At 39.2% G+C, this 25506-nt stretch carries 25 protein-coding genes; 17 read left to right on the forward strand and 8 right to left on the reverse strand.

Annotation, left to right across the window (positions count from 1 at the left end):
- Nucleotide 1: 1 nt before the first annotated feature.
- The gene (locus K333_RS0103595; protein WP_027452342.1) at nt 2-880 is read right to left on the reverse strand and encodes an ABC transporter substrate-binding protein; all 879 of its coding nucleotides are present in this window, start codon (nt 878-880) and stop codon (nt 2-4) included.
- 110 nt (nt 881-990) lie between these two features.
- Here K333_RS0103595 and radA point away from each other — a divergent pair, with 110 nt between their 5' ends.
- The 4 genes from radA (at nt 991) to K333_RS0103615 (ending at nt 6791) form a co-directional block, all read left to right on the forward strand.
- Complete coding sequence (radA, locus tag K333_RS0103600) at nt 991-2406, forward strand: DNA repair protein RadA (RefSeq protein WP_024989314.1); 1416 nt, start codon at nt 991-993, stop codon at nt 2404-2406.
- Between the two features lie 25 nt (nt 2407-2431).
- Nucleotides 2432-3085, forward strand: a complete 654-nt coding sequence (gene queC, locus K333_RS0103605; protein ID WP_024989315.1) for a 7-cyano-7-deazaguanine synthase QueC — start codon at nt 2432-2434, stop codon at nt 3083-3085.
- A gap of 742 nt (nt 3086-3827) precedes the next feature.
- Nucleotides 3828-5075, forward strand: a complete 1248-nt coding sequence (locus K333_RS0103610; RefSeq protein WP_024989316.1) for a phosphoglycerate kinase — start codon at nt 3828-3830, stop codon at nt 5073-5075.
- 21 nt (nt 5076-5096) lie between these two features.
- A complete protein-coding gene (locus tag K333_RS0103615) occupies nt 5097-6791 on the forward strand; it encodes a putative transporter (protein WP_027452343.1) in 1695 nt (564 codons plus the stop codon).
- A 72-nt stretch (nt 6792-6863) separates the two neighbouring features.
- Here K333_RS0103615 and K333_RS0103620 read toward each other — a convergent pair whose 3' ends face one another.
- Nucleotides 6864-7655, reverse strand: a complete 792-nt coding sequence (locus K333_RS0103620; protein WP_024989317.1) for a DUF4738 domain-containing protein — start codon at nt 7653-7655, stop codon at nt 6864-6866.
- A gap of 156 nt (nt 7656-7811) precedes the next feature.
- On the opposite strand from K333_RS0103620, the gene K333_RS0103625 reads away from it, so the two are divergent.
- The 13 genes from K333_RS0103625 to K333_RS0103685 all read left to right on the forward strand — a co-directional run bounded on the left by K333_RS0103625 (nt 7812) and on the right by K333_RS0103685 (nt 20392).
- Entirely contained in the window at nt 7812-8867 is a 1056-nt protein-coding gene (locus tag K333_RS0103625) for an HU domain-containing protein (RefSeq protein ID WP_027452344.1), read from the forward strand.
- A gap of 12 nt (nt 8868-8879) precedes the next feature.
- On the forward strand, nt 8880-9413 hold the full coding sequence (locus K333_RS0103630) for an FHA domain-containing protein (RefSeq protein ID WP_024989318.1): 534 nt from the start codon (nt 8880-8882) through the stop codon (nt 9411-9413).
- 105 nt (nt 9414-9518) lie between these two features.
- Nucleotides 9519-10382 carry a formyltetrahydrofolate deformylase gene (gene purU / locus K333_RS0103635; RefSeq protein ID WP_024989319.1) on the forward strand — a complete coding sequence of 288 codons (864 nt, stop codon included), beginning with the start codon at nt 9519-9521 and terminating at the stop codon, nt 10380-10382.
- Nucleotides 10382-10972, forward strand: coding sequence for an imidazole glycerol phosphate synthase subunit HisH (hisH, locus tag K333_RS0103640; RefSeq protein WP_024989320.1), 591 nt, complete (start codon nt 10382-10384; stop codon nt 10970-10972). Before purU ends, hisH begins: the two co-directional genes overlap by 1 nt.
- Nucleotides 10969-11682 (forward strand): 1-(5-phosphoribosyl)-5-[(5-phosphoribosylamino)methylideneamino]imidazole-4-carboxamide isomerase, encoded by a 714-nt coding sequence (gene hisA, locus K333_RS0103645; protein WP_024989321.1) that lies wholly within the window; start codon nt 10969-10971, stop codon nt 11680-11682. The genes hisH and hisA overlap by 4 nt, the downstream gene beginning before the upstream one ends.
- A complete protein-coding gene (gene hisF, locus K333_RS0103650; protein WP_024989322.1) occupies nt 11679-12443 on the forward strand; it encodes an imidazole glycerol phosphate synthase subunit HisF in 765 nt (254 codons plus the stop codon). The genes hisA and hisF overlap by 4 nt, the downstream gene beginning before the upstream one ends.
- Before the next feature lies 1 nt (nt 12444).
- Nucleotides 12445-13095 (forward strand): bifunctional phosphoribosyl-AMP cyclohydrolase/phosphoribosyl-ATP diphosphatase HisIE, encoded by a 651-nt coding sequence (hisIE, locus tag K333_RS0103655; RefSeq protein ID WP_027452345.1) that lies wholly within the window; start codon nt 12445-12447, stop codon nt 13093-13095.
- A gap of 17 nt (nt 13096-13112) precedes the next feature.
- Nucleotides 13113-13835 (forward strand): cell division ATP-binding protein FtsE, encoded by a 723-nt coding sequence (locus tag K333_RS0103660; protein WP_024989323.1) that lies wholly within the window; start codon nt 13113-13115, stop codon nt 13833-13835.
- A gap of 12 nt (nt 13836-13847) precedes the next feature.
- The gene (locus tag K333_RS0103665; protein WP_024989324.1) at nt 13848-15170 is read left to right on the forward strand and encodes an aspartate kinase; all 1323 of its coding nucleotides are present in this window, start codon (nt 13848-13850) and stop codon (nt 15168-15170) included.
- Nucleotides 15171-15194: 24 nt separating this feature from the next.
- Nucleotides 15195-16355 (forward strand): diaminopimelate decarboxylase, encoded by a 1161-nt coding sequence (gene lysA, locus K333_RS0103670; protein WP_024989325.1) that lies wholly within the window; start codon nt 15195-15197, stop codon nt 16353-16355.
- Between the two features lie 70 nt (nt 16356-16425).
- Entirely contained in the window at nt 16426-17571 is a 1146-nt protein-coding gene (locus K333_RS0103675) for a glycosyltransferase family protein (protein WP_024989326.1), read from the forward strand.
- A 3-nt stretch (nt 17572-17574) separates the two neighbouring features.
- On the forward strand, nt 17575-18384 hold the full coding sequence (locus K333_RS11870; protein ID WP_024989327.1) for a glycosyltransferase family protein: 810 nt from the start codon (nt 17575-17577) through the stop codon (nt 18382-18384).
- A gap of 22 nt (nt 18385-18406) precedes the next feature.
- Nucleotides 18407-20392: a fructose-bisphosphatase class III gene (locus tag K333_RS0103685; protein WP_024989328.1), complete on the forward strand. Its 1986-nt coding sequence runs from the start codon at nt 18407-18409 to the stop codon at nt 20390-20392.
- Between the two features lie 134 nt (nt 20393-20526).
- Here K333_RS0103685 and K333_RS0103690 read toward each other — a convergent pair whose 3' ends face one another.
- The 6 genes from K333_RS0103690 to atpB are packed head-to-tail and all read right to left on the reverse strand — an operon-like array spanning nt 20527 to nt 25504.
- A complete protein-coding gene (locus K333_RS0103690) occupies nt 20527-21498 on the reverse strand; it encodes a F0F1 ATP synthase subunit gamma (RefSeq protein ID WP_024989329.1) in 972 nt (323 codons plus the stop codon).
- Between the two features lie 6 nt (nt 21499-21504).
- Complete coding sequence (gene atpA / locus K333_RS0103695; RefSeq protein ID WP_027452346.1) at nt 21505-23091, reverse strand: F0F1 ATP synthase subunit alpha; 1587 nt, start codon at nt 23089-23091, stop codon at nt 21505-21507.
- Between the two features lie 7 nt (nt 23092-23098).
- On the reverse strand, nt 23099-23635 hold the full coding sequence (locus tag K333_RS0103700) for a F0F1 ATP synthase subunit delta (RefSeq protein ID WP_024989330.1): 537 nt from the start codon (nt 23633-23635) through the stop codon (nt 23099-23101).
- Between the two features lie 6 nt (nt 23636-23641).
- A complete protein-coding gene (gene atpF / locus K333_RS0103705) occupies nt 23642-24160 on the reverse strand; it encodes a F0F1 ATP synthase subunit B (RefSeq protein ID WP_024989331.1) in 519 nt (172 codons plus the stop codon).
- Between the two features lie 12 nt (nt 24161-24172).
- Entirely contained in the window at nt 24173-24412 is a 240-nt protein-coding gene (atpE, locus tag K333_RS0103710; protein WP_024989332.1) for an ATP synthase F0 subunit C, read from the reverse strand.
- Between the two features lie 45 nt (nt 24413-24457).
- Nucleotides 24458-25504, reverse strand: coding sequence for a F0F1 ATP synthase subunit A (gene atpB, locus K333_RS0103715; protein ID WP_027452347.1), 1047 nt, complete (start codon nt 25502-25504; stop codon nt 24458-24460).
- Nucleotides 25505-25506 lie beyond the last annotated feature (2 nt).

The following is a 25506-nucleotide window of genomic DNA, read 5'->3' on the forward strand; positions in this document are numbered from 1 at the left end:
CTTAATTTCGAATGGGACGTGACGCATGTTGAAAACGTAACTTAGGCAAGGCCTTTATCGTACGCTCATCAGCGCCCATATACTTACTAATAAGAGCTGCATAATGTTGCAGACCGTTCTTATTAATACTATCACAAGCCATGTTGTAGGCCTTGACAAATTTTCTATATTGTTCACGACGACGCTTATCGCGATAGATCTTCGTTCTAAAAGCAAAAGCCCCCAGATTTTCTTTTAGGTCACGACTGTCAAGCAACACAGGATTATTCAGCAAACGTGCTGTTGTGGCCTGTGGCTCGGTAAGCAGCATGGCATCCATTTCGTTATTGCGAAGCATCGCCAACCTAATATATATATCATTTATCTGTATGCGATAACAGTCATATTTAGGTTTTCCTCTTTTTATCGCGATATCTGCAAGATAGTCGGTAGCAGAATTGCGAGTAATGGCTATCATCTTATCACTCAACTGATCAAGCGATTTGATACGAGAAAGACGATTCGTAATCAATTGCCAATAGGTATTGGTGGAGATCGAACAATCAAGTCCTACTCCTTGTTCTTGCAGATGACGGGCGCGAATCAAGTCGGTGATACTTCCCTCTACGCTTCCACCTATCAAAGCCGTATCACAGTCCATCTGTGCCGTAAAGGGCTTGATATGAACCTCAACCCCTAAGGTATCAAACAAATTTTCGCTATACGCAACATATATAGGTAAACAGTCGAGAGTAGGAAGAACACCTACTTTAAAAGACGCGCGGTCAATAGAATCGATACGCGCACGCTCGGCTCTGGAAATACGTTGGTTCTCTTTGTATGAGTTACCACAAGATGCGAAAACCAACATAACGAATAGGAATGGTATCAACTTTCTCATATATGACTGCAAAGTTACTGTAAGTTGAGCGAATATGCAAATTTTAAATCGTTATTTTATTTTGCCACTTAAAAATAAAATTGTACTTTTGCTCGTAAATATAACGATTTATGGCTAAAGACAAAATAGCATATGTCTGCAGCAATTGTGGACAGGAATCAAGTAAATGGATTGGAAAGTGTCCGAATTGTGGACAATGGAATACTTTCAAGGAGATTCGTATCGCTAACGATACTGGATTGAATGCTGCACGAAATGCCGCCATGAGTATGCATCATGGTGGGGCTGCTTCTATGTTTGGCGGTATTTCCACAAATGGGCATAAGCCACAGAAGCTCAAGGATATATCGGCACAGGATGAACCAAGAATTAATATGCGTGACGAGGAGCTGAATCGCGTCTTGGGTGGCGGTCTGGTACCAGGAAGTATCACACTATTGGGTGGCGAACCGGGCATCGGCAAGAGTACGCTTACCTTACAGACTATTCTGAATCTCACCGACTTGAGGGTATTATATGTTAGTGGCGAGGAAAGCGCACACCAAATCAAGCTAAGAGCTGAAAGACTCAGCACACAACCGGGAGACAATATAGAAGTGCTTTGCGAAACTTCGCTTGAAAAGATCTTTGAGAATATTCAAAACATCAAGCCTCAACTGATTATTATCGACTCTATACAGACAATTGCTACACAAAGTGTGGATAGTGGCCCTGGTACGATATCACAGGTTCGCGAATGTGCCTCTTCCCTCCTCCGATTTGCCAAAACTAGCGGAATACCTGTTATCCTTATCGGACATATCAACAAAGAGGGCACTATTGCTGGACCGAAAATCCTTGAACATATCGTCGATACCGTTATTCAATTCGAGGGCGACCAACACTATATGTATCGCATCTTGCGAAGCATGAAGAATCGATTTGGAAGTACCTCAGAGTTAGGTATTTATGAAATGCTACAAAGTGGACTTCGACAGGTTAGCAACCCATCAGAACTATTACTTACCGATGACCATGATGGTTTGTCAGGTATAGCCATATCATCTGCCATAGAAGGCGTAAGACCTTTCCTTGTAGAGACGCAGGCTTTAGTAAGTAGTGCGGCATACGGTATGCCTCAACGACAAGCCACGGGATTCGACCAGAGACGACTGAATATGCTATTGGCGGTACTGGAGAAAAGAGTTGGCTTCAAACTCATGCAGAAGGATGTCTTCCTGAATATAGCCGGAGGCCTAAGGGTAACTGATTTGGCCATGGATCTAAGTGTCATAGCAGCTGTACTGAGCAGCAATGTAGATACAGCGATAGAAACGGGATGGTGTATGGCCGGAGAAGTTGGTCTCAGCGGTGAGGTAAGACCTATAAGCAGAATTGAGCAACGTATCGCCGAGGCCGAAAAACTTGGCTTCGGGCACATCATCATTCCAAAATATAACATGAATGGATTCCCTAAAAAGAAATATAACATAGAAATCCATCCTGTAAGAAAAGTGGAAGAAGCGTTGAGATGCCTCTTCGGATAATTTGAACAACAAAACAAACATAATTATGAAAGATTCTGTTATTATCGTGAGCGGAGGCATGGACTCCATCACTCTATTGTACGACAAAAAAGACGAAATTGCCTTAGGTATCAGTTTCGACTATGGTAGCAACCACAACGCAAAGGAAATTCCTTATGCTAAGAAACATTGTGAGCGACTGGGTATCAAGCATATTACTATCAATCTTGATTTCATACACGAATACTTCAAAAGTTCTTTGCTCGAGGGTGCTGAGGCTATACCTGAAGGTAACTACAATGAAGAAAACATGAAATCTACTGTGGTTCCATTCCGAAATGGTATCATGCTTAGCATCGCTATCGGTATTGCTGAGAGCCATAATCTCAAGAAAGTACTTATCGCTAACCATGCCGGTGACCATACAATCTATCCTGATTGTCGACCTGAATTCATCACTGCCATCAATAAAGCTTCTATTGCAGGAACTTACGTAAACGTAGAAGTTTCAGCTCCTTATACTAACATTACCAAAGGTGAGATTGCTGTAATCGGCAAGAAACTTGGAATAGACTATACAGAGACATGGAGTTGCTACAAAGGCGGAGAAAAACATTGCGGCAAATGCGGAACTTGCAGAGAGCGCATTGAGGCTTTGGAATATGCCGGTATTGAAGATCATACCGAATACGAAGAATAAGTATTTCCTCTAAGTTATATAGGTCTTGCCGGATAGTCTTTCGGGAATATCCGGCAGGAGTTTTTCTCTTTATAACAACCCGAGACGATCCCGAAGGAATCCCGAAGGATTATGCTGCAATTGACCAGTTGAATTCACCAAAGTTTAACGAACCTTTCATTTGTTTAATTTTCAACCGAAGAAAGGCGATCATAATTCGCAAATTCTGAATTTTAAACTGGACAATTACAAATATCAAAATTATAGGCAAAACACAACCGACTGATAATCAACAAGTTGCGTATTCCGCATTTAATTTCAAACTTCAAAATACTGGATTTATAGGCTTTTTCTGTTAACTGCATAAGGCTATATACCTATTCACGTAAACTTACAAAGTTAACTACGTAAGCTAATGAAGTTAACTTCGTTCAGAAATCATCTCCTTGAGAAGCATTTTTCATACTATTGAGACACTTAGAGGGGCCCGGAATTTTCTAGATAGAACAATAAGTGGAACCATTTTTCATTTAACAATTCCCGACAAAAGTTTAAAATATTATAAATATCTAAGATTCATCCGATAAGATTTATACACTTATTGAATGAGCCGAATTAAAAATGCTAAGCAGAGTTTACAATTCTTGTAGATTGCACACTTTTTTCGAAGAAAAACAAAAACAGCTTTCTTTAATTAAAAGAAAATTTGTAATTTTGCGCTGCGTAAAAGTGATAATTTTAACTTATTTAATTCAATATTAAAATGAAAATCGAAGATTTCAACTTTGCCGGTCACAAGGCAATCGTTCGTGTAGACTTCAATGTTCCATTGGACGAAAATGGTAATGTAACTGACGAGACTCGTATCAAGGGTGCTCTTCCAACCTTGAAGAAGGTACTTGCTGATGGTGGTGCTCTGATCATGATGAGCCACATGGGTAAGCCAAAAGGCAAAGTTAAGCCAGAACTTTCTCTTAAGCAGATCGTTAAGAATGTAAGCAACAACCTCGGCGTTGAGGTTAAGTTCGCTGCTGATTGTGGTAAAGCTGATGCAGAGGCTGCAGCTCTTAAGCCAGGTGAGGCTCTCCTCCTTGAGAACCTTCGTTACTATCCTGAAGAGGAAGGTAAACCAGTAGGTGTAGAAAAGGGTACTCCTGAGTATGATGCTGCTAAGGCAGAAATGAAAAACCGTCAGAAGGAGTTCGCTAAGAAATTGGCTTCTTATGCTGACGTTTACGTAATGGATGCATTCGGTACAGCTCACCGTAAGCACGCTTCTACAGCTGTTATCGCTGACAACTTCGACAAGGATCACAAGATGCTTGGCTACTTGATGGAGAAAGAGGTTAAGGCTGTTGATAACGTATTGAATAACATTAAGCGTCCTTTCACCGCTATCATGGGTGGTTCTAAGGTTTCTACAAAGATCGGTATCATCGAGAACCTTCTTACAAAGGTAGATAACTTGATTCTTTGTGGTGGTATGACATATACTTTCGCTAAGGCTCAGGGTGGTAAGATCGGTAAGTCTATCTGCGAGGATGACAAGTTGGATGTTGCTCTTGACGTAATGAAGAAGGCTAAAGAGAACAACGTAAACCTCGTACTCGGTACAGACTCTATCTGTGGTGATGACTTCAAGAACGACGCTAACACTCAGGTAGCTCCTTCTATGAACATCCCTGAAGGTTGGGAAGGTATGGATGCAGGTCCTGACACTCGTAAGGCTTTCGCTAACGCTATCAAGGGTAGCAAGACAATTCTTTGGAACGGTCCTGCTGGTGTATTCGAGTTTGACAACTTCGCTGGTGGCTCTAAGGCTATCGCTGAGGCTATCGCTGAAGCTACAAAGGAGGGTGCATTCTCTCTGATCGGTGGTGGTGACTCTGTAGCTTGTATCAACAAGTTCGGTCTTGCTGATCAGGTTTCTTACATCTCTACCGGTGGTGGTGCTCTTCTTGAGGCTATCGAGGGTAAGGAACTCCCAGGTGTAGCAGCAATCGAAAAATAAACATAATAAATAGATTATTTAATGGATTGGATAATTAATCTATTTACAGAACAGGATGGAGTAGCGCATATTGCGTTACTCTATTCTCTTGTTATAGCTATAGGTGTTTACCTCGGAAAAATTAAATTCAAAGGTATCTCTCTTGGCGTAACATTCGTACTTTTTGCTGGTATCGTTGCAGGACATATCGGTTTTACCGGTACTTTGCCTGTACTCAACTTTCTACAGGATTTCGGTCTGATTCTGTTCGTCTTCATGGTCGGACTTCAGGTTGGTCCTGGTTTCTTCGAGAGTTTCGGAAAAGATGGTATAAAACTAAATATGCTTAGCGCTCTGGCTATCGTACTCAATGTGCTGGTCATGTTCGCTTGTTATTATATCTTCTTTGATACATCAGACAAAAACAACCTCCCTATGATGGTAGGTACTCTCTATGGTGCCGTAACAAACACTCCTGGTCTTGGTGCTGCCAATGAGGCTTTGCGTTCTGTTTTCCCTAACGGACAGATTCCTATTATCGCTTCGGGTTATGCTTGCGCCTACCCTCTTGGTGTTCTCGGTATCATCCTCTCTACGATTGTGGTAAAATATATCTGCAAGGTCAACTTTAATAAAGAGAACGAGGCTATCAAAGAGGCTGAAGCAGAGGATCCACATGCTAAACCACACCCTATGCATCTAAAGGTGGCTAACTCATACATCGCAGGAAGAACTTTGGAAGAGATCTCTAAATTCTTGAATCGCGACATTGTATGCACTCGTATCATGCATGAAGGTGCCTTGAGCACACCTATGCGTGACACCAAGATAGAACTAAATGATGAAGTTCTCATCGTATGCGCCGAATCTGATGCTGAAGCTATCAAAGCTTTCATTGGTCCTGAGATTGAAGTTAACTGGGACGAAGAAAATCAACCACAGCCAATGATCAGCCGTCGAATTGTGGTAACCAACTCTTCTATGAACGGAAAGAGTTTGGGCAAAATGCATTTTTCTTCTCTTTATGGCGTCAACATTACCAGAATTACCCGACAGGGAATGGATCTCTTCGCTAGCCGTAACCACCATTTCCATGTTGGAGACCGCGTAATGGTTGTTGGTCCGGAGGAGAATGTCAATCGTGTTGCAGAACTAATGGGAAACTCTGAAAAACGCTTGAACGCACCAAATATCGCAACGATCTTCGTGGGTATAATCGTTGGTTTGATCTTTGGTAGCCTACCAATCGCTATTCCTGGTATGCCTGTTCCTATGAAACTCGGTCTTGCTGGTGGTCCATTGATCATAGCTATCCTCATCGGCCGTTTCGGTTATCGTATGGGTTTGGTTACCTATACCACAACTTCGGCAAATATGATGCTACGAGAATTTGGACTGGTATTATTCCTAGCTTCCGTTGGTATCAAAGCTGGTAATGGGTTCTGGGAAACTGTTGTGGCTGGAGATGGACTAAAATATGTATATACCGGTTTTATCATTACTGTAATACCTATATTAATAGTGGCAACTATCGCCCGTTTGAAGTATAAATTCAATTACTTTACTATTATGGGTATGATCTCGGGTGCATATACGGACCCTCCTGCTTTAGCTTACGCTAACAGCGAATGTATTGGTGAGGCTTCTGCGGTAGGTTATTCTACAGTATATCCTCTAAGTATGTTCCTTAGAATTCTTACAGCACAAATCATTGTACTCTTCTTCTGCGGAGTATAAAGCTAAACAAAAGACAATAAAAAGGCACAAGTTTAAAACTTGTGCCTTTTTACATATATAAGATGTATTCCTCTACTCTACCTTCTTGGTCATCTTACCATCAAAAGAGATCAGAATATCAACCTGATAGCTACTTGGACTATCTGGGATGGCTATTTCAGATATAAAATGCAAACCAGCAGCATCTATTCTATCAAACAGAATATCACTAAGAATGCTTTGACGTAAATATGCAGAAGGAATCTTTCCTGAGAAGTCTTTCTTTTTAAAATCACGTGAGAATAGTTGACGGGCACCTTGGAACACGCTAATATGGATGATATTATCGTAATAAACATTATCAACCTCAACACCTTCATCATTATAAACTGGCTTCACAACCTTATATGTCGTTGGGTTTACCTGAATATAGGTATGATAACGCTCTCCATTATACATTAATATCGAATCTCGCTTGATCAACTGGTTCTGATTCAGAGCTACAGGACGTTTACCAATAAACTCAATCTTATCGATAGGATCATCACTCTTGACCAGTTTCACCGTTTCTCCGTTCTGATTCTTAAACTGAAAGAGATGAGCAGACTGCTTCACAATCTGATATTTCACAGAATTTGCACCCCTCAACTCTAACGTGTCTCCATAGATACGGAAATACACAGGTTGACTCGTAGAATCAGGATAATAAATGGTATCTCCTTTAGCTCGGAAAGCTACATCGTCGTCATCATCATTAACCCAGATACCTTGGAGTAACTTTTTAGCCTGACGATCCTCTCCTATCGAGATGGTCTTAGGTTCCTGACGTTTACAGCCTGAAAGAACCACAATTAATAAAAACAAAAAAGTAATCGACTTACGCATTATTGTGATAGAATCAAATTCTTTTAATTAGATTACATTATAAAATATACGGCAAAGGTAACAAAATATATTGAGCTAGAAAAGTATTTCAAACTTTTTATATTTAATCATTAAAAATATTTGGAACATTCGAACTTTTTGGTTAAATTTGCAAACGTGATTGAACTTGATAGACATATAGAAATACTGTTACTCAGCAATGACTGTGTCATAGTCCCTGATTTTGGAGGATTTATGGCACATCATGTTGACGCACGTTACGACAAAAACGAGAATTTGTTTTTGCCTCCTCTCCGTACGATAGGTTTCAACCCTCAGCTCAAGATGAATGATTCTCTCCTTGCGCAGAGTTATGTTGAAGCATACGATATTAGTTATCCAGAAGCTGTGAATCGTATCAGCGATGAAGTAAACGAACTTAAACAGCATTTGGAAAATTATGGTAGCTATGAACTTACAGACGTAGGAACCCTACGCCTTAATGAAGTCGGCAGCTATATATTCGAACCATGTGAGGCTGGCATATTAACCCCTAATTTATATGGTTTAAGTAGTTTCGAGATGAAAAGTCTTCAAACTATTGCCGAAGAGGAAAAGGTCACTGCAAATTCTCTCCAACCAACGCCTACTGTTACTCTGACTACAACACAAAGTATCTTCAACGATATTGAACAGGAGGAAGATGACAAGGTTGTAAGTTTGCAGTTCAAGATGAGCGTTCTGCGCAACTTGGCAGCAGCATGTATTGCTATAATCGTCTTCTTCGCAGTTGCTACTCCTTTAGGAAACAATGATTCAAATGCGATTACACGTAGTAAAATCGATACTGGATTATTGAACAGAATCATGCCTAAGGAGGAATGTACAATGAGAACTTCTGTTAATGCGAATTCTGTTAAGAAGAATAACAAAAAGACAATAGTATATAAGAATAATACTAACGAAACGAAATCGTTGACAGACAACAAAGACGTTGAACCTTCGGAGTATTATACAATTGTTCTCGCTAGCCGTGTTGCAAAAGCAAACGCACAGGAATATGTAGAACAACTTAAAAAGAAGGGCTTGGGTTCTGCTCGTGTTGTCACAACCCCTAGTACCAAAGTAATCTATGGTACATACAAGACTGAAAATGAAGCTTATAAGTATTTGAATCAGCTTCACAATCAGAAGGAATTCAGTGATGGGTGGATAACAAAAGTAAGAAACTAAAATCGTTTTTGTATGAAAAGAGTTCGCTGTCCAAAATGTGATCATTATATCCCATTTGACGAAACAAAATATACAACAGGCCAAAAATTAATATTCCAATGTCCGGACTGTGGTAAGGAGTTTGGCATCCGACTTGGTGTTTCTAAATTAAGAAATGCACAAAAAGATGAGAACCCAGACGAAAATGCCAACGAAAAGGGATTTGGAAGTATTGTTGTCATTGAAAATGTCTTCCACTACAAACAGGTAATTCCTCTACAGTTGGGTGACAACGTTATTGGTAGATATATGAAAGGAAGTGGTATCAACTGCCCTATCGAAACAGTTGATCCTAGTATCGACATGAACCATTGTGTCATCAACGTAAGTTACGACAAGAATAAGAAACTTAAATATGTTCTTAGAGATGGGCCAAGCTATACAGGAACTTTCGTGGACAATGAAATTCTTGGTGACAGAGAACGTCGAGTTATCGAAGACGGAACTTTGTTTACAATAGGAGCAACATCCGTAATATTGCGCTCCGCTGATAGCAAAGAGGCATAATTATACGTGCTTTCGCGCCGAATTGCAAAAAAATCATTCATTTTTGCTTTTAATTTGAAACTTTTTCGTATCTTTGCACCTAAGAGATACGTAAAAGATTTGAGAATGAAACCAACAGCAATATTACTTCTACATTGCCCTGATAAACAGGGAATCATTACAGAAGTCACCAAATTCATTACAGATAATCAGGGAAATATTGTTTATCTGGATCAATATGTGGACCACGAAGATGGAATGTTCTTTATGCGCATAGAATGGGAACTCGAAAAATTCCTAATTCCACGCGAAAAAATTAAAGACTTAATCACGACTCTCTATGCCAAAAGGTATGACATGGAATTCAACCTCTATTTTAATGACGAAAAACCTCGCATGGCTATCTTCGTCAGCAAAATGAGCCATTGCCTTTATGATCTTCTGGCAAGATACAAAGCTGGTGAATTCAATGTCGAGATTCCATGTATCGTCAGCAACCACGAAGACTTGAGATATGTTGCTGAACAGTTTAATATCCCATATTATGTTTGGAGCATAAAAAAGGATCATAGCAACAAGGCTGAAGTAGAAAAAGCAGAAATGGAATTGTTGAAGAAAGAAAAGGTAACTTTCATTGTATTAGCTCGATATATGCAGATCATAAGCGATGAAATGATTAAGTCGTATCCAAATCATATTATCAACATTCACCATTCTTTCTTACCTGCTTTTGTTGGAGCAAAGCCTTATCATCAGGCATGGGAACGTGGTGTTAAAATCATTGGTGCTACAAGTCATTATGTAACAGCTGAACTCGATGCAGGACCAATAATAGAACAAGACGTAACACGTATCACACATAAAGATACCCCAGAAAGCCTTGTACTTAAGGGAAAAGATTTGGAGAAAATCGTTTTAAGCAGAGCTGTATCAAAACATATAGAAAGAAAGATTCTAACGTACCATAACAAAACTATTATCTTCTCATAATGCAAATAGCAATTGTAAAATACAATGCAGGAAATATCTATTCTGTAGTAAATGCCATGAAACGACTCGGAATTGAACCTATATTAACGGACAATCCTGAGTTACTCTGCAAGGCTGACAAAGTCTTATTTCCGGGACAAGGTAATGCAAAAGAAGCCATGACTTATCTCAGAGCACATCATCTCGACCAAGTCATTGCTGATTTGAAACAGCCTGTTCTGGGTATATGTGTTGGCCAACAATTGCTATGTAAACATTCTGAAGAAGGTGACGTGGATTGTATTGGCATCTTTGATGCTGAAGTAAAAAGATTTTCTCCTCAGCGTCATGAAGATAAGGTGCCAGCAATGGGATGGAATGAAATATATAATCTAAGTACTCCCCTTCTGGAAGGTTTGAGAGAGCACCCATATACCTATTTTGTCCACAGCTATTATGTTCCATTATCTAATGAAACCATAGCTACCGCAAACTATATCCTCCCCTATAGTGCTGCTATGCACAAGGATAATTTCTACACTTGTCAGTTTCATCCTGAGAAAAGTGGAAAAATCGGAGAGCAAATATTAAAGAATTTCCTCGAATTATGAATATAGAACTGATTCCAGCAATAGATATTATCAACGGGCAATGCGTTAGATTGACCAAAGGTGACTATGCTCAAAAAAAAGTCTACAATGATGACCCTGTTAGCGTTGCAAAACATTTTGAGCATCTAGGATTCAAGCGTCTGCATGTCGTTGACCTTGACGGAGCAAAATCTAAGCATGTTGTCAACGATAAGGTTTTGAAGGAAATAACTGAGAACACAAAACTTATAGTTGATTTTGGAGGAGGTATCAAAAGCGAAGAGGATATCGAAAAGGCTTTCCATGCAGGTGCAGCTATGGTAACCATTGGAAGTGTCGCTGTCACACATCCCGAGCAATTTATGAAATGGGTAGAGAAATATGGGGCAGATCGACTTATTCTAGGTGCTGACGTAAGGAATGGAAAGATTAGTATAAATGGTTGGAAAGAGGACTCTGAAGAAGACTTGCTACCATTCCTCAAACAATACGTAGAAAAAGGTATCAAAAAAGTATTGTGTACAGAAATAAGTAAAGACGGAACCTTGCAGGGGCCTGCTATCAAATTATATCAGGAAATCATGAAGGAATACCCTACCCTACATCTCATTGCAAGCGGTGGTGTTTCCAGCAACAAGGATATTATCGAACTCGATAGATTGGGAATTCCTGCTGTTGTTTTTGGTAAAGCCTTTTATGAAGGAAAAATAAATATAAAAGAGTTACTATGAACAAAGGATTAGCCAAAAGAATAGTACCTTGCCTCGACGTCAAGAACGGAGAGACTGTAAAAGGAACAAACTTCGTGAATTTGCGAAGTGCCGGAGATCCTGTGGAATTAGGCAAAGCATATAGTGACGCTGGTGCCGACGAACTTGTATTCCTAGACATCACAGCGAGCTATGAAGGCAGAAAGACTTTCACGGACATGGTGACTCGCGTGGCTGCGGAAATCAATATTCCATTCACTGTCGGCGGTGGTATCAATACTCTTGAAGATGTTGATAGACTACTAAATGCCGGAGCAGATAAGGTGAGCGTCAACAGTGCTGCTATTCTTCATCCTGAATTAATTAATGAAATAACTAATCATTATGGTTCACAGGTTTGTGTCTGCGCCATTGATGCAAGAATGGATGATGATGGTTGGCATTGCTACATCAAAGGTGGAAGAGAAAGAATTGAACTGGGATTATTCGACTGGGCTAAAGAGGTTGAAGATAAAGGTGCCGGAGAAATTCTCTTTACCTCGATGAACCATGATGGTATAAAGAAAGGATTTGCTAACGAGGCTTTAGCTCGACTTGCAGAAGAAGTAAGCATACCTATCATTGCCAGTGGTGGTGCTGGTACGATGGAACATTTCAAAGATGCTTTCAACATAGGAAAAGCTGATGCAGCATTGGCCGCAAGTGTCTTTCATTTCGGAGAAATAAAAATATCAGAGTTGAAAGCATATCTAAAAAATAATGATATAAACGTAAGACTATAATATGGAAATAGACTTTGAAAAGATGGGTGGACTCGTGCCAGCAATTATACAAGACGCAGTAACAAAAAACGTTCTGATGCTGGGATATATGAATGAAGAAGCCTACAAAAAAACTATAGAAACAAAAAAGGTAACATTCTGGAGTAGAACACGCAAATGTCTTTGGACTAAGGGGGAAACTTCAGGAAATTTCTTGAACCTCGTAAGCATTAAAAATGATTGCGATAAAGATACTTTACTTGTAAAGGTTCACCCTATGGGACCTACTTGCCATAAGGGGACTGACACATGTTGGGCTGAAGATAACACATACAATCCTATTCTCTTCTTAAGTGAATTGCAAGATTTCATCAACAAAAGGAAAGAAGATATGCCTGAAGGCAGCTATACTACGGCTCTATTTAAGAAAGGAACTAACAGAATAGCACAAAAAGTTGGAGAAGAAGTACTTGAGACTGTAATTGAAGCTGTTTCTGGAACCAACGAGAAGCTCGTATACGAAGTTTCCGACATTCTTTATCATTTAATTGTATTGCTATCTGATAAAGAATTAAGAATTGAGGATGTTGCTGCAGAACTTCTTAAGCGACATAATCCTGATTGGGATAAAGACCGCCGCCTTGCTAAATTTAATGGAACTTATCATAGATAAATAAAAATATTGACATTATGCTAATAGATTACGAGAATGTAGACGTATATCAAGAAGATAATTGCGTACTGAAGGATGTGAACTTTCATGTAGATGAAGGAGAATTTATTTATATCATTGGAAAGGTGGGTTCTGGAAAGAGTTCACTCCTTAAAACAATGTACTGCGAACTTGACCTCTACTCAAAAGAAAATGAAAAGGCAGAGGTACTTGGGCGAGACCTGTTAGAAATCAAACGTAAAGATATCCCTGCTCTAAGAAAGGAAATGGGTATTATCTTCCAGGATTTCCAATTATTACACGATAGAACTGTAAAGAAGAATCTGCAATTTGTGTTACAGGCAACAGGATGGAAAGATAAAAAGGAAATTCAACAGCGCATCCAAGATGTTTTGGATGAAGTTGGTATGCTTGACAAGATAGACAGAATGCCACACGAACTTTCTGGAGGTGAACAGCAACGAATTGCTATCGCTAGAGCTATTCTCAATAAGCCAAAGGTTATTATCGCTGATGAACCTACAGGAAATCTTGATCCTGAGACAGCAACCAATATCATTAAGCTACTAAAAGATGTCACAACAACTGGAACTTCTGTAGTTATGACTACACATAATATTCCAATGCTCGACAAATTCCAAGGTATCGTATACCGCTGTAAGGATGGAATGATCAGCGATGTGACAAAAGAATATAATCATCTCGACCTCACTGAGGATGGTGAAGAAGATAACAACTAAAAAACATAGATTATGAAGGTAATGAAATTCGGAGGTACTTCAGTAGGCTCGCCAGAGCGCATGAAGGAAGTTTCCTCCTTAATCACTGAATCAGGTGAACCAACATTCGTTGTACTCTCTGCGATGAGTGGAACAACTAATTCTCTCGTTGAAATCAGCGACTATCTCTATAAGAAAAATCCTGAAGGTGCCAATGAAGTTATCAATAAGTTGGAGGAGAAATACATGCAACATGTAGAAGATCTCTACTCTACTGATGAAATGAAAAAGGCTACTCAAGAATTTCTATGTGGTGAATTTGACTATCTGCGTTCTTTCACCAAAGACCTTTTTACTAGTTTCGAAGAGAAAAGTATCGTTGCTCAGGGCGAGATCATGAGTACAAATATGGTTGTCAACTACCTAAAGGAAATTGGCGTAAAGGCTACCTTACTCAACGCTCTGGACTTTATGCGCACAGACAAAAACGCAGAACCAGACCCTCAATACATTAAAGAGAAACTTGATGACATCATGAAGAAAAATGAGGGATATCAAATTTATATCACACAGGGCTTTATCTGTCGAAATGCCTATGGTGAGGTAGATAATCTGCAACGTGGTGGTTCTGACTATACAGCTTCTCTCATCGGTGCAGCCTTACCTGCAGAAGAAATACAAATATGGACTGATATTGATGGTATGCACAATAACGATCCTCGTATTGTAGACAAAACGGAAGCTGTACGACAACTCAACTTTGAAGAAGCTGCCGAATTAGCTTATTTCGGTGCCAAAATATTACATCCTACATGTGTTCAACCTGCAAAGTATGCCGGTATACCTGTCAGACTTAAGAACACCATGGATCCAAAAGCTGATGGAACGATTATCGACAATGTCATTGTACGTGGTAAGATTAAGGCTGTAGCAGCAAAAGACAATATCACAGCTATCAAAATAAAATCTTCTCGTATGCTCTTAGCTACGGGGTTCCTTCGTAAAGTGTTCGAGATCTTTGAAAGCTATCAGACTCCTATTGATATGATTGCTACATCGGAAGTTGGTGTAAGCATGAGCATTGACAATAATACTCATCTCAATGAGATCGTAGATGAATTGAAAAAATATGGAACTGTTACTGTCGACAATGATATGTGCATCGTATGCGTTGTAGGCGACCTTGACTGGAGTAATTTGGGCTTCGAAACTATTGCTGCTGAAGCTATGAAGAATATTCCTGTAAGAATGATTAGTTATGGAGGTAGCAATTACAACATCTCTTTCCTCATCAAGGAATCTGATAAGAAGCGTGCACTACAAAGTTTGAGCGACGTTCTCTTTAATAAAAACTAAAAATAGGACAAACACAACACAATCATGAAGGGAAATTTTCCTATAGACAAATTCCAGCAAATTCGTACACCTTTTTATTACTACGATACAGATTTGCTCCGCGAAACATTACGTGCCATCAACAATGAAGCCAGTAAACACGAAGGATTTGTTGTGCACTATGCAATCAAAGCTAATGCTAACAGAAAGGTTCTTAATGTCATCTGTCAGGCAGGATTAGGAGCTGATTGTGTAAGTGGTGGTGAAATAGAAAGAAGTATCGAAGCTGGATTCCCAAGTCAGAAAATTGTATATGCAGGCGTAGGCAAAAGTGATTGGGAAATCAATCTTGGACTCGACTGCAACATTTTTTGCTTCAACGTAGAAAGCATTCCTGAGCTTGAGGTAATAAATGAACTTGCAGAGAAGAAAGGTAAAATTGCCCAAGTTGCTTTTCGAATTAATCCGAATGTAGGCGCACATACACATGCAAACATCACAACAGGATTAGCTGAAAACAAATTCGGCATCGCTATGCAGGATATGGAAGAGGTAATAGAAAAGGCCAGTAAGATGAAAAATATCAAATTCGTTGGTCTTCATTTCCATATTGGAAGTCAAATACTTGATATGACTGACTTTATAGCACTCTGCAATCGTATCAATGACTTACAGAACCAATTGGAACTTCACCATATTAAAGTAGAAAACATTAATGTTGGTGGTGGACTTGGAATTGATTATAATCATCCTAACAGAAAGCCAATTCCTGACTTTAAGGATTATTTCGATACCTATGCCCAGCATCTAAACTTGCGACCTGGCCAAAAACTACACTTTGAACTTGGAAGGGCCGTTGTTGGTCAGATGGGTTCATTGATTACCAAAACTCTATATGTTAAACAAGGTACAGCAAAACAATTTGCAATCGTTGATGCTGGTATGACAGATCTTATCAGGCCTGCTTTATATCAGGCTTATCACAAAATAGAGAATATCTCTAGCGAAGAGCCTTGTGAGACATACGATGTCGTAGGACCTATCTGCGAGTCTAGTGATGTCTTTGCTAAAGCCATCGATATCAACAAATGCCATAGAGGTGATTTCATCGCGATAAGAAGTGCTGGAGCATATGGCGAAATCATGGCAAGTCAATACAATTGTAGGAAACTTCCAACTGGATACATAACAGAAGACTTCAAGTAAAATCTACGGTTTTCTAAAATAATTAGGATTCCATCATCTTTTTCTAATTAAAATACTTATCTTTGCAAGTATGTTAGAAATAGATACATTGACAATTATAGCATGCTGTATTGTACTTTTTTGTACAATAGCAGCATGCGTATTTAACCCATTCTTCAAAAGAGTAAGGACTAATTTAACAAAGGGGGAAATTTTTGAAGATGAGGGAATTAGCATTATATTTACCCCTCATGATCAGGCAAGAAAATTAGAAAATCATCTTCCTTTATTTCTTAATCAGAATTTTGACAAAAAGTTCCAAATTATTGTTGTTGCCGAACGAGGCGATAATGATACCATAGATGTGTTAAAACGCTTGAAAGGTGAATGGGGTGACAAATTATACTATACTCTTATTCCTGAATCCAGCAGATATATGAGCCGCAAGAAGTTACAAATTACTCTTGGTGTAAAAGCTGCTCATTATAATTGGATTTTACTTGTCGACCCAACAAACCGACCACAATCTGAAGGTTGGCTGAACGCAATTAGCCAATATTGTACACATAAGAACAATTTAGTTATGGGTGTCACTATGTATGATGAGGCAACATCTGAATACAAAAGATTTGAGCACATCTTGCGTTCATGCGATTTCATGAAAAGAGCTACCAAACTTGCTTTTAGTACTAATATGCATTTAATAGGATTCAAGAAAGACGAGTTCTTGGCACAAGAGGGATTTCGTGGCAATCTTCAGTTGATTCGAGGAGAATATAACTTCCTCATCAATAAATATGCCAAAAGGAATGGTACTTTAATTGCCTGCGAACCAGAATGTATTCTCTTAGAAGATAAGCCTACGAAAAAGACTTGGAAATATCTTCATTTATATGATTTGGCAAGCAAAGCAGTATTAGACCGTACAATCCGACCAAAACTGTGGAAAAACACATGTAATGTCTTGTTACATACATCATTATGTTTGAATATTTTCGCCGTTATTTACAGTATATTAAAAGAGAACTTTATATTACTAGGAATAGCTATTTTCTGCATTGCTCTCTTGTTTTCTATACGTTGGATAACAGCCAACAAAGCTGTACATCAATTTGATAGCAATATATCAACATTTAAGATGCCATTTTATGAGCTAACTTTTATATGGAGAATTTTATATCATAAATGGCAATATCTGCGAGCTGACAAGAATGATTTCACATCACATAAACTTTAAAATATGAAGATATATCTGTACATTACTTCAAAAGCAAATAAAACTTATGTATGGCAAAACTACATGAGGATATTACAGGACTGTAATCGTACTGATAGACTGGAAGATGCTGATATCGTCCACATTCTTGGTGTTTGGAGTTCTAAAGCGAACAAGATTACTCGTAAGGCAAAAAAGATGGGAATCCCGTATATCGTTAGCCCATTAGGAGGTATTTCTTTCTGGAATATGAAAAAACCTACGACACGTCGGCCTATACAGAGGATGCTATACCAAAAGAAAGAAATTAAAGATGCTCAGGCTATTGTGGCAACAACAGTTGCAGAATTTGACTATCTGAGAAAACGGAAGTGGAATTCTCAGATCTATAGAATAAGTAACTGCATATTGACTCACCAAATCAGTGAAGCCGAGATGCAAGCAGAATTTAAATCCTTATATGATAAGGTCATTGCAAAATATGAACAAAGAAAAACTGAAAAAATAAAAGAAAGAGTAGCTTTATCTTTAGGTGAACATAAAGAACAAGATAACGAAGACGCAATTCTAGAACAGCTTCTACAGATAGAGAGTAGAATTCCACATCAGAATATACCTCTCTCCTACCTCCAAAAACTACAAATTTTACTTCACGACACAGAATATAACGATGATATCCTCGAAGAAAGAATCGAACAACTCAAGATCAGGAAGTTCTCACAACGAGTCTTTCAAGTGATGGCAGAAACTACAGGACTCACTGAAGGATATATGCCTATAGAAGCTATCGAGGACAAAACATCAAAACAAATACAAAAGATAATTACTGAATAGTAATTATATAATACTAATTCGTATGAAGCATTACGAGATAGAAAAAGATATGAGATACCTTGAGCTATTAGCTCAATCTTTCCCAACAATTGCAGATGCTAGTACCGAGATTATCAATCTTCAGGCTATTCTGAATCTTCCGAAAGGTACTGAACATTTTCTTGCTGATATTCATGGAGAATATGAGGCTTTTATTCATGTGCTGAAAAATGCATCGGGTAATATCAAACGCAAAGTAAACGATCTCTTCGGTAATACTCTAAGAGAAACTGAGAAACGGGAACTATGCACACTAATTTATTATCCTGAACAGAAGCTAGAACTTGTAAAACAAAATGAGGAAGATATAGATGATTGGTATCACATTACACTACATCAACTCGTAGCTGTCTGTCGTGATGTATCTAGCAAATATACGCGTTCAAAGGTAAGAAAGAACTTACCTTCTGATTTTTCATACATTATCCAGGAATTACTTCATGAGCGTACAGAAGATAGGGATAAAACTGCATATGTAAATGTCATCGTCGACACTATAATTTCTACGGGAAGGGCTGATGATTTTATCATTGCAATAGCAAATGTCATCCAGCATCTCGTTATCGATCAACTACATATCCTTGGTGACATCTATGATAGAGGACCTGGAGCACACATCATCATGGATTATCTTCGCCATCGTCAGAATTGGGATATTCAATGGGGAAACCATGACATTCTATGGATGGGAGCAGCTGCTGGAAACAATGCTTGTATCTGCAATGTGATACGTTTATCGCTGAGGTATGCCAATCTGGCAACCCTTGAAGAGGGATATGGTATCAACCTTGTACCATTAGCTACCTTTGCAATGGAAACATACAAGAATGATCCTTGCGAGGAATTCATCCCGAAAATAACAGGAGAAGGTTCCCATCTTGATGAACGCACTTGTCGACTGACTGCCCAAATGCACAAGGCAATATCTATTCTGCAGTTTAAACTGGAAAACCAGATCTTCGAAAGTCATCCTGATTGGGATATGACATCAAGATGTCTATTTAATCATATTGACTACAAGAATGGAACTATTAATATAGATGGAAAGGAATACGAAATGACATCATGTAACTTTCCAACCATTAATGAGAAAGATCCAAACGCATTAACTGACGAAGAGAAACTGCTCATGCGTAAATTACATCACTCGTTTATGGTTAGCGAAAAATTGCATAAACACATGCGTGCTATGTTGCAACATGGTTGCATGTATGCTATCTATAATAATAATTTATTGTTCCACGCTTCTATCCCATTGAATGAGGACGGCTCCCTGAAAACTGTCGAGATATTTCCTGGAAGGAAATATGCAGGTCGGAAATTACTGCATAACATCGATATGCTGATCAGAACAGCTTTCCAAAATGATTCTGACCCAGATGAAAGACAATATGCCATCGACTATTTTCTTTATTTATGGTGCGGAAAAGATAGTCCCCTGTTTGATAAAAGCAAAATGGCTACATTTGAAAGATACTTCATCAAAGATAAGGAAACATGGCATGAAGAAAAGGGCAATTACTTCAAACTAAGAGATAATGAGGAAGTCATAGATAGAATCCTTGATTCCTTTGGTGTAGAAGGACTGAACCGACATATCATCAATGGGCATGTACCAGTAAGGGCAACGAGTGGTGAAAATCCTGTCAAAGCAAATGGAAAACTGATGGTTATCGATGGAGGATTCAGCAAAGCCTACCATAATGAAACGGGTATTGCTGGTTATACCCTAGTATATCATTCCAGAGGATTCCAATTGGTACAACATGAGCCTTTTACAAGTACTGAAGATGCTATCAGAACAGGAACAGACATCAAATCAACTACTCAGATTGTAGAGATGAGTAATCGCAGGATGCTTGTTGCTGATACTGACAAAGGTAGAGAACTCCGTCAACAAATTGCTGATCTCGAAGAACTACTTTATGCTTTCCGACACGGATACATCAAAGAATCGGAAAGAAAGTAATAGCAAGCACAAGTACACATCATGAGATAACAACAAAAAGGTTTATTATTCATATTTATATACCAAAAGAAAAAGGGTGAGTCAAAGTTTATTTTTTGACTCACCCTTTGCTTATTCTTATAGAGAAGTTGTATTTAATTATTTGAACTTCCCCCCACAATGTCTAACAATTCATTCGTAATAGCGGCCTGACGACTCTTATTAAATTGTAAATTCAAGTCACGAAGCAACTCATCTGCATTATCCGTAGCAGTCTGCATAGCAACCATTCGAGCAGCATGCTCACTGGCTATACTATCCAACAAGGCTGTATACATCATAAGATGTAATTGCTTAGGAATCAAACTACTAAGAACAGTATGCAAATCAGGTTCTACAATAAAATCATCATTGATTGCAACATCCTGCTTTTCCTCATTTCTCTCCTTAGCATGTTTTTTTCTAAGATATTCCTGAGCTTTAGCAGTAGCTACATTACTTGAAAGATCACGATCATTATTCTCTCCAATAGTCTCAGTAGAAAGGTCTATTGGCAATAAAGTCTTACGAGTCAAGATCTGACTACCTGCACTCTTGAAATGATGATAAATAAGTTCTACTTTATCTATCTCACCTTTCAAGAACAAATTACCCAATTCGCGTACAATATCAGCACAAGGTGCAGACTTTGGTTTATCAACTAAATCCATGAAACTACCTGCACATGGGAGACCTAATTTCTTAACCTTTTCTTCAATCTTACGCCCGATAGGATAAATAATAATATCGTCGACACCTTGACTCTTGTACTCGTCAATCGTTTCCAGCATCATCTTGATAACATTATTATTAAAGCCACCACATAGCGAACTATTGGAGCTGAAAACAACTAATGCCACACGCTTCAGCTCAGCATGACTTCCCTCAAAAGGTGTGTCAGTATCCGGAGTAGAAAGCAGGAAACTCTTCAAGATATGTTCCAATTGGTTTTCGTAAGGAAGCATATTTTGTATAGCCACCTGTGCATGATGCAGTTTCGATGAAGCCACCATCTTCATGGCACTCGTTATCTTACGAGTACTATTGACAGAAGCAATACGAGTTTTTATCTCTTTCAACGACGGCATAGGCTATTACGCTTTAAATTGTCCGGCTACATTAGCCATAACTTCCTTGATGGTATTTTCCACTTCCTCAGTCAGTTTTCCACTAGCTAATATATCTATAGCATCCTGATGTTGTGACCGCATAGCATCAAGGAATTGATCCTGACACTTACGTACCTCATCTACAGGAACATCGTGCATCAAACCATGAACACCGCAATATATAATTGCGATCTGTTCACCTACAGGCATAGGACTATATTGAGGCTGGATAAGCAACTGATTATTCTTACGTCCACGATCCAATGTCATAGCCGTAACAGCATCCATATCGCTAGCAAACTTAGAGAAACTCTCAAGCTCACGATACTGTGCCATATCAATTTTAAGGGTACCAGCAACTTTCTTCATACTCTTCACCTGAGCAGAACCACCTACACGAGAAACTGATATACCTACATTAATAGCAGGACGGAATCCTTGGTTAAAGAGGTTAGTCTCCAGATAAATTTGTCCATCCGTGATAGAGATTACGTTTGTTGGAATGTATGCAGAAACATCACCAGCCTGAGTTTCAATGATAGGAAGAGCTGTAAGTGAACCACCACCACGAACATGTCCTTTCAAACTCTCAGGAAGATCATTCATCTGCTCTGCAATTTCCTGTTGATCGTTGATACGAGCAGCACGCTCAAGTAAACGACTATGCAGATAGAACACATCACCCGGATATGCTTCACGACCAGAAGGTCGGCGAAGAATCAACGAAACTTCACGATAGGCCACAGCTTGTTTTGACAAATCATCATAAACAACTAGCGCATGATAGCCACGATCGCGGAAGTATTCACCGATAGCAGCACCGGCAAAAGGTGCATAATATTGCATAGCAGCAGGATCAGCAGCTGTAGCACTCACAACAATAGTATAAGGCATTGCGCCATGATCCTGTAAAGTTTGAACAAGACTAGCTACAGTAGAAGCCTTCTGTCCAATAGCTACATAAATACAATATACTGGTTTACCTGCATCATAGTTACTTTTCTGATTGATAATCGTATCAACAGCGACAGCCGTTTTGCCAGTCTGTCGGTCACCAATTATCAACTCACGCTGGCCACGGCCAATAGGAATCATAGAGTCTACCGCCTTAAGACCCGTCTGAAGAGGTTCCTTTACTGGTTGACGATAAATTACTCCAGGAGCCTTACGATCAAGCGGCATCTCCAAAGAATCAGTAAGATCAATATCGCCCTTACCGTCGATAGGCTGACCTATAGGATTAACAACACGTCCTAGGAAATTATCATTAACACGGATAGAAGCAATACGATGTGTACGCTTAACTTTCTGTCCTTCCTTGATGCCAGCAGTATCCCCTAGAAGCACACAACCCACATTGTCTTCCTCCAGGTTCATGACAATAGCCATAGTACCATTCTCGAACTCAAGAAGTTCAGAAGCCTCAACATTACGTAGTCCATATATATGGGCCACGCCATCAGCTACGGTAAGTACAGTACCTACCTCATCAAACTGATTTGCATCATTGATGCCTTGCAACTCCTTTACAAGAACTTCAGATACTTCACTTGGTTTTATTTTTTCTGACATTTGAAATTTACTTTTTTAATTCAACAAGTATATTGTTAAGTTTCGACTTAACACTTGCATCCATTCTGTAGGTATCATACTCAAGAATAAATCCTCCAATGATAGTAGGATCTACCTCAGTAGTAAATTCTACAGTACCCTGAGTTTTAGCTTCCACCATCTGCTTCATCTTCTGTTCTGTAGCAGCCGACACAGCAGAGGCAGTCGTCAGTTTACCGCGGGTGATATTCTTCTGTTGTCTATAAAGAGTGATATATGAATTAGCCATGAATTGCAGGGCGTTTTCCCTATCCTCTTTCATTACAAGAACTACAAAACGCTTACTCAGTTCCTGTGGGTTATTTCCCAGTGCTGTTGTAAGCAGATGCATTTTCTTCTCACCAGAAAGCATAGGGTTATCTATCGAAGATCGCAATTCAGGCACCTCCATATAGCATTCTGCCAAAGAAGCCATATCCTTATACACCTGTTCTTCGATCTTTTGCTCTGTAGCACTCTTTAGGAGTGCCCGAGCATATCTTACCGATATTACACCTAAATCCATAAGCTATTATCCTTTTTTATTTTCAGAAGAAACTTCATCCAGCAATCGGTTTACCAATTCCATTTGCTTATCATCAGTAGAAAGTTTCTCTTTAAGAATCTTCTCTGCAATTTGAACACTAAGTTCAGCTACCTGAGAACGAATCTCGCGAACAGCGTTTTGTTTCTCGCTTTCGATTTGAATTCTCGCCTCACTAATGATGCGAGCACTCTCCTCTCGTGCTTTTTCCTGAGCCTTTTCTACAATAGCATCACGAGTTCCAGCAGCCTCCTTAAGGATATCAGCTTGTTTCTCGCGAGCTTCCTGCAAAATGGATTCCCCTTCCTGCTTGATGTTTTCAAGTCGTTCTGAGGCTTCATGTGCCTTGCGCAAACTATCGTCGATATAATTTTTTCGTTCTTCTACCATACGAATGATGACAGGAAAACCAAATTTGGCAAGAACACCTAAGACCACCACGAACGCCAGGAACATCCACAATAGTAATCCAGGATCCGGCGTTAGTATTGATGGTAAATTATCCATTAATTCTTACACTTAAATCAAGAATGCGCACGCTGCAATTGCAAAGAGGGCACAACCCTCAACGAAAGCAGAAGTCAAAATCATGTTAGTCTGAATCTTGCTAGAAGCTTCTGGCTGGCGAGCTATAGCGTCCATTGCCTGGCCACCAATTTTACCAATACCTAAACCTGCACCGATTACTGCAATACCTGCTCCAAGACCGCAACCTAGCTTAGCCAGGCCTTCTGCAGCCAATAATGTTGAAATTAACATAGCTTTAAATTTTTATTGTTATTAGTTATTCTTTTTCTTTTATTATTACTCTGCTTCCTCTTCTTTATGCGCTAAGCCAATGAATACGGCACTAAGCAGAGTGAACACATAAGCCTGAACAAAAGCTACAAGAAGTTCGAGTAGATTCATAAACAGCAACATGATGATGCTGAATGTATTCAGGCCAAGGCCAAAGCCTACACCCATAGACCATCCCAAAAAGATGACACAGGTGAAACTTAGAATTACTGCATGACCCGCCATCATATTAGCAAAAAGACGAATCATGAGTGCAAATGGTTTTGTAAAAACGCCAAAGAGTTCAATGACAGGCATCAAAGGTACCGGACATTTCAAGAAGACCGGAACTTTTGGCCAAAAGATATCCTTCCAATACTCCTTATTACCAAACAGGTTGATTGCAATCATTGTGCATACAGCCAAAAACAAAGTAATATTGATATTACCCGTCACATTGGCACCACCCGGGAATATAGGAATCAAACCTATTAGATTACACGTTAGAATAAAGAAGAATACCGTAAGCAGATAAGGAGCATAAGAACGACTATGGTTTTCTCCGATAGAAGCTTTGACAACGTCATCATAGATATACATTACCGTAGCCTCCATCATTCCTACAAATCCTCCTGGAGCTTCCTTTCTGTCATCATGATGTTTGTACCAGCGGGCACAAGAAAGAAAGACAATAAGCATGATGATAACAACAATCCATATTTGAGCCACCGTCTTAGTGATACTCAAATCTAAAGGACGGACCGTTGAGCCATCAGCCAATTTTTCATATATCTTTCCATGATGCTTTTCGTCGAAATAAAAAGGTTTTGGCAAACTCTCTGCAGTACAGCAAACCCACTTCCCACTGGCTTTACTCTGAACAATGATAGGAAGAGGTATCGACAAGTTCTTGCCTTCATACGAGGTGATATGCCATTCGTATGCATCAGAAAGATGCCCGAGAACAATTTCCGGTATATCCAATTTCTCCCCCTTCTTCTCATTGTTTGCATAAAGCTGAAATGGTAGTAAAACTATCATCAGTAGAAGAAGCAATGTTTTAATATTTTTCATTT

Origin of the sequence: Segatella albensis DSM 11370 = JCM 12258 (assembly GCF_000426565.1) — a bacterium.
GTDB classification, from domain to species: domain Bacteria; phylum Bacteroidota; class Bacteroidia; order Bacteroidales; family Bacteroidaceae; genus Prevotella; species Prevotella albensis.

Coding starts and splice junctions, on each gene's coding strand:
- K333_RS0103595 (WP_027452342.1), bottom strand. CDS start 880: ATGAGAAAGTTGATACCATTCCTATTCGTTATGTTGGTTTTCGCATCT.
- radA (WP_024989314.1), top strand. CDS start 991: ATGGCTAAAGACAAAATAGCATATGTCTGCAGCAATTGTGGACAGGAA.
- queC (WP_024989315.1), top strand. CDS start 2,432: ATGAAAGATTCTGTTATTATCGTGAGCGGAGGCATGGACTCCATCACT.
- K333_RS0103610 (WP_024989316.1), top strand. CDS start 3,828: ATGAAAATCGAAGATTTCAACTTTGCCGGTCACAAGGCAATCGTTCGT.
- K333_RS0103615 (WP_027452343.1), top strand. CDS start 5,097: ATGGATTGGATAATTAATCTATTTACAGAACAGGATGGAGTAGCGCAT.
- K333_RS0103620 (WP_024989317.1), bottom strand. CDS start 7,655: ATGCGTAAGTCGATTACTTTTTTGTTTTTATTAATTGTGGTTCTTTCA.
- K333_RS0103630 (WP_024989318.1), top strand. CDS start 8,880: ATGAAAAGAGTTCGCTGTCCAAAATGTGATCATTATATCCCATTTGAC.
- purU (WP_024989319.1), top strand. CDS start 9,519: ATGAAACCAACAGCAATATTACTTCTACATTGCCCTGATAAACAGGGA.
- hisH (WP_024989320.1), top strand. CDS start 10,382: ATGCAAATAGCAATTGTAAAATACAATGCAGGAAATATCTATTCTGTA.
- hisA (WP_024989321.1), top strand. CDS start 10,969: ATGAATATAGAACTGATTCCAGCAATAGATATTATCAACGGGCAATGC.
- hisF (WP_024989322.1), top strand. CDS start 11,679: ATGAACAAAGGATTAGCCAAAAGAATAGTACCTTGCCTCGACGTCAAG.
- hisIE (WP_027452345.1), top strand. CDS start 12,445: ATGGAAATAGACTTTGAAAAGATGGGTGGACTCGTGCCAGCAATTATA.
- K333_RS0103660 (WP_024989323.1), top strand. CDS start 13,113: ATGCTAATAGATTACGAGAATGTAGACGTATATCAAGAAGATAATTGC.
- K333_RS0103665 (WP_024989324.1), top strand. CDS start 13,848: ATGAAGGTAATGAAATTCGGAGGTACTTCAGTAGGCTCGCCAGAGCGC.
- lysA (WP_024989325.1), top strand. CDS start 15,195: ATGAAGGGAAATTTTCCTATAGACAAATTCCAGCAAATTCGTACACCT.
- K333_RS0103675 (WP_024989326.1), top strand. CDS start 16,426: ATGTTAGAAATAGATACATTGACAATTATAGCATGCTGTATTGTACTT.
- K333_RS11870 (WP_024989327.1), top strand. CDS start 17,575: ATGAAGATATATCTGTACATTACTTCAAAAGCAAATAAAACTTATGTA.
- K333_RS0103685 (WP_024989328.1), top strand. CDS start 18,407: ATGAAGCATTACGAGATAGAAAAAGATATGAGATACCTTGAGCTATTA.
- K333_RS0103690 (WP_024989329.1), bottom strand. CDS start 21,498: ATGCCGTCGTTGAAAGAGATAAAAACTCGTATTGCTTCTGTCAATAGT.
- atpA (WP_027452346.1), bottom strand. CDS start 23,091: ATGTCAGAAAAAATAAAACCAAGTGAAGTATCTGAAGTTCTTGTAAAG.
- K333_RS0103700 (WP_024989330.1), bottom strand. CDS start 23,635: ATGGATTTAGGTGTAATATCGGTAAGATATGCTCGGGCACTCCTAAAG.
- atpF (WP_024989331.1), bottom strand. CDS start 24,160: ATGGATAATTTACCATCAATACTAACGCCGGATCCTGGATTACTATTG.
- atpE (WP_024989332.1), bottom strand. CDS start 24,412: ATGTTAATTTCAACATTATTGGCTGCAGAAGGCCTGGCTAAGCTAGGT.
- atpB (WP_027452347.1), bottom strand. CDS start 25,504: ATGAAAAATATTAAAACATTGCTTCTTCTACTGATGATAGTTTTACTA.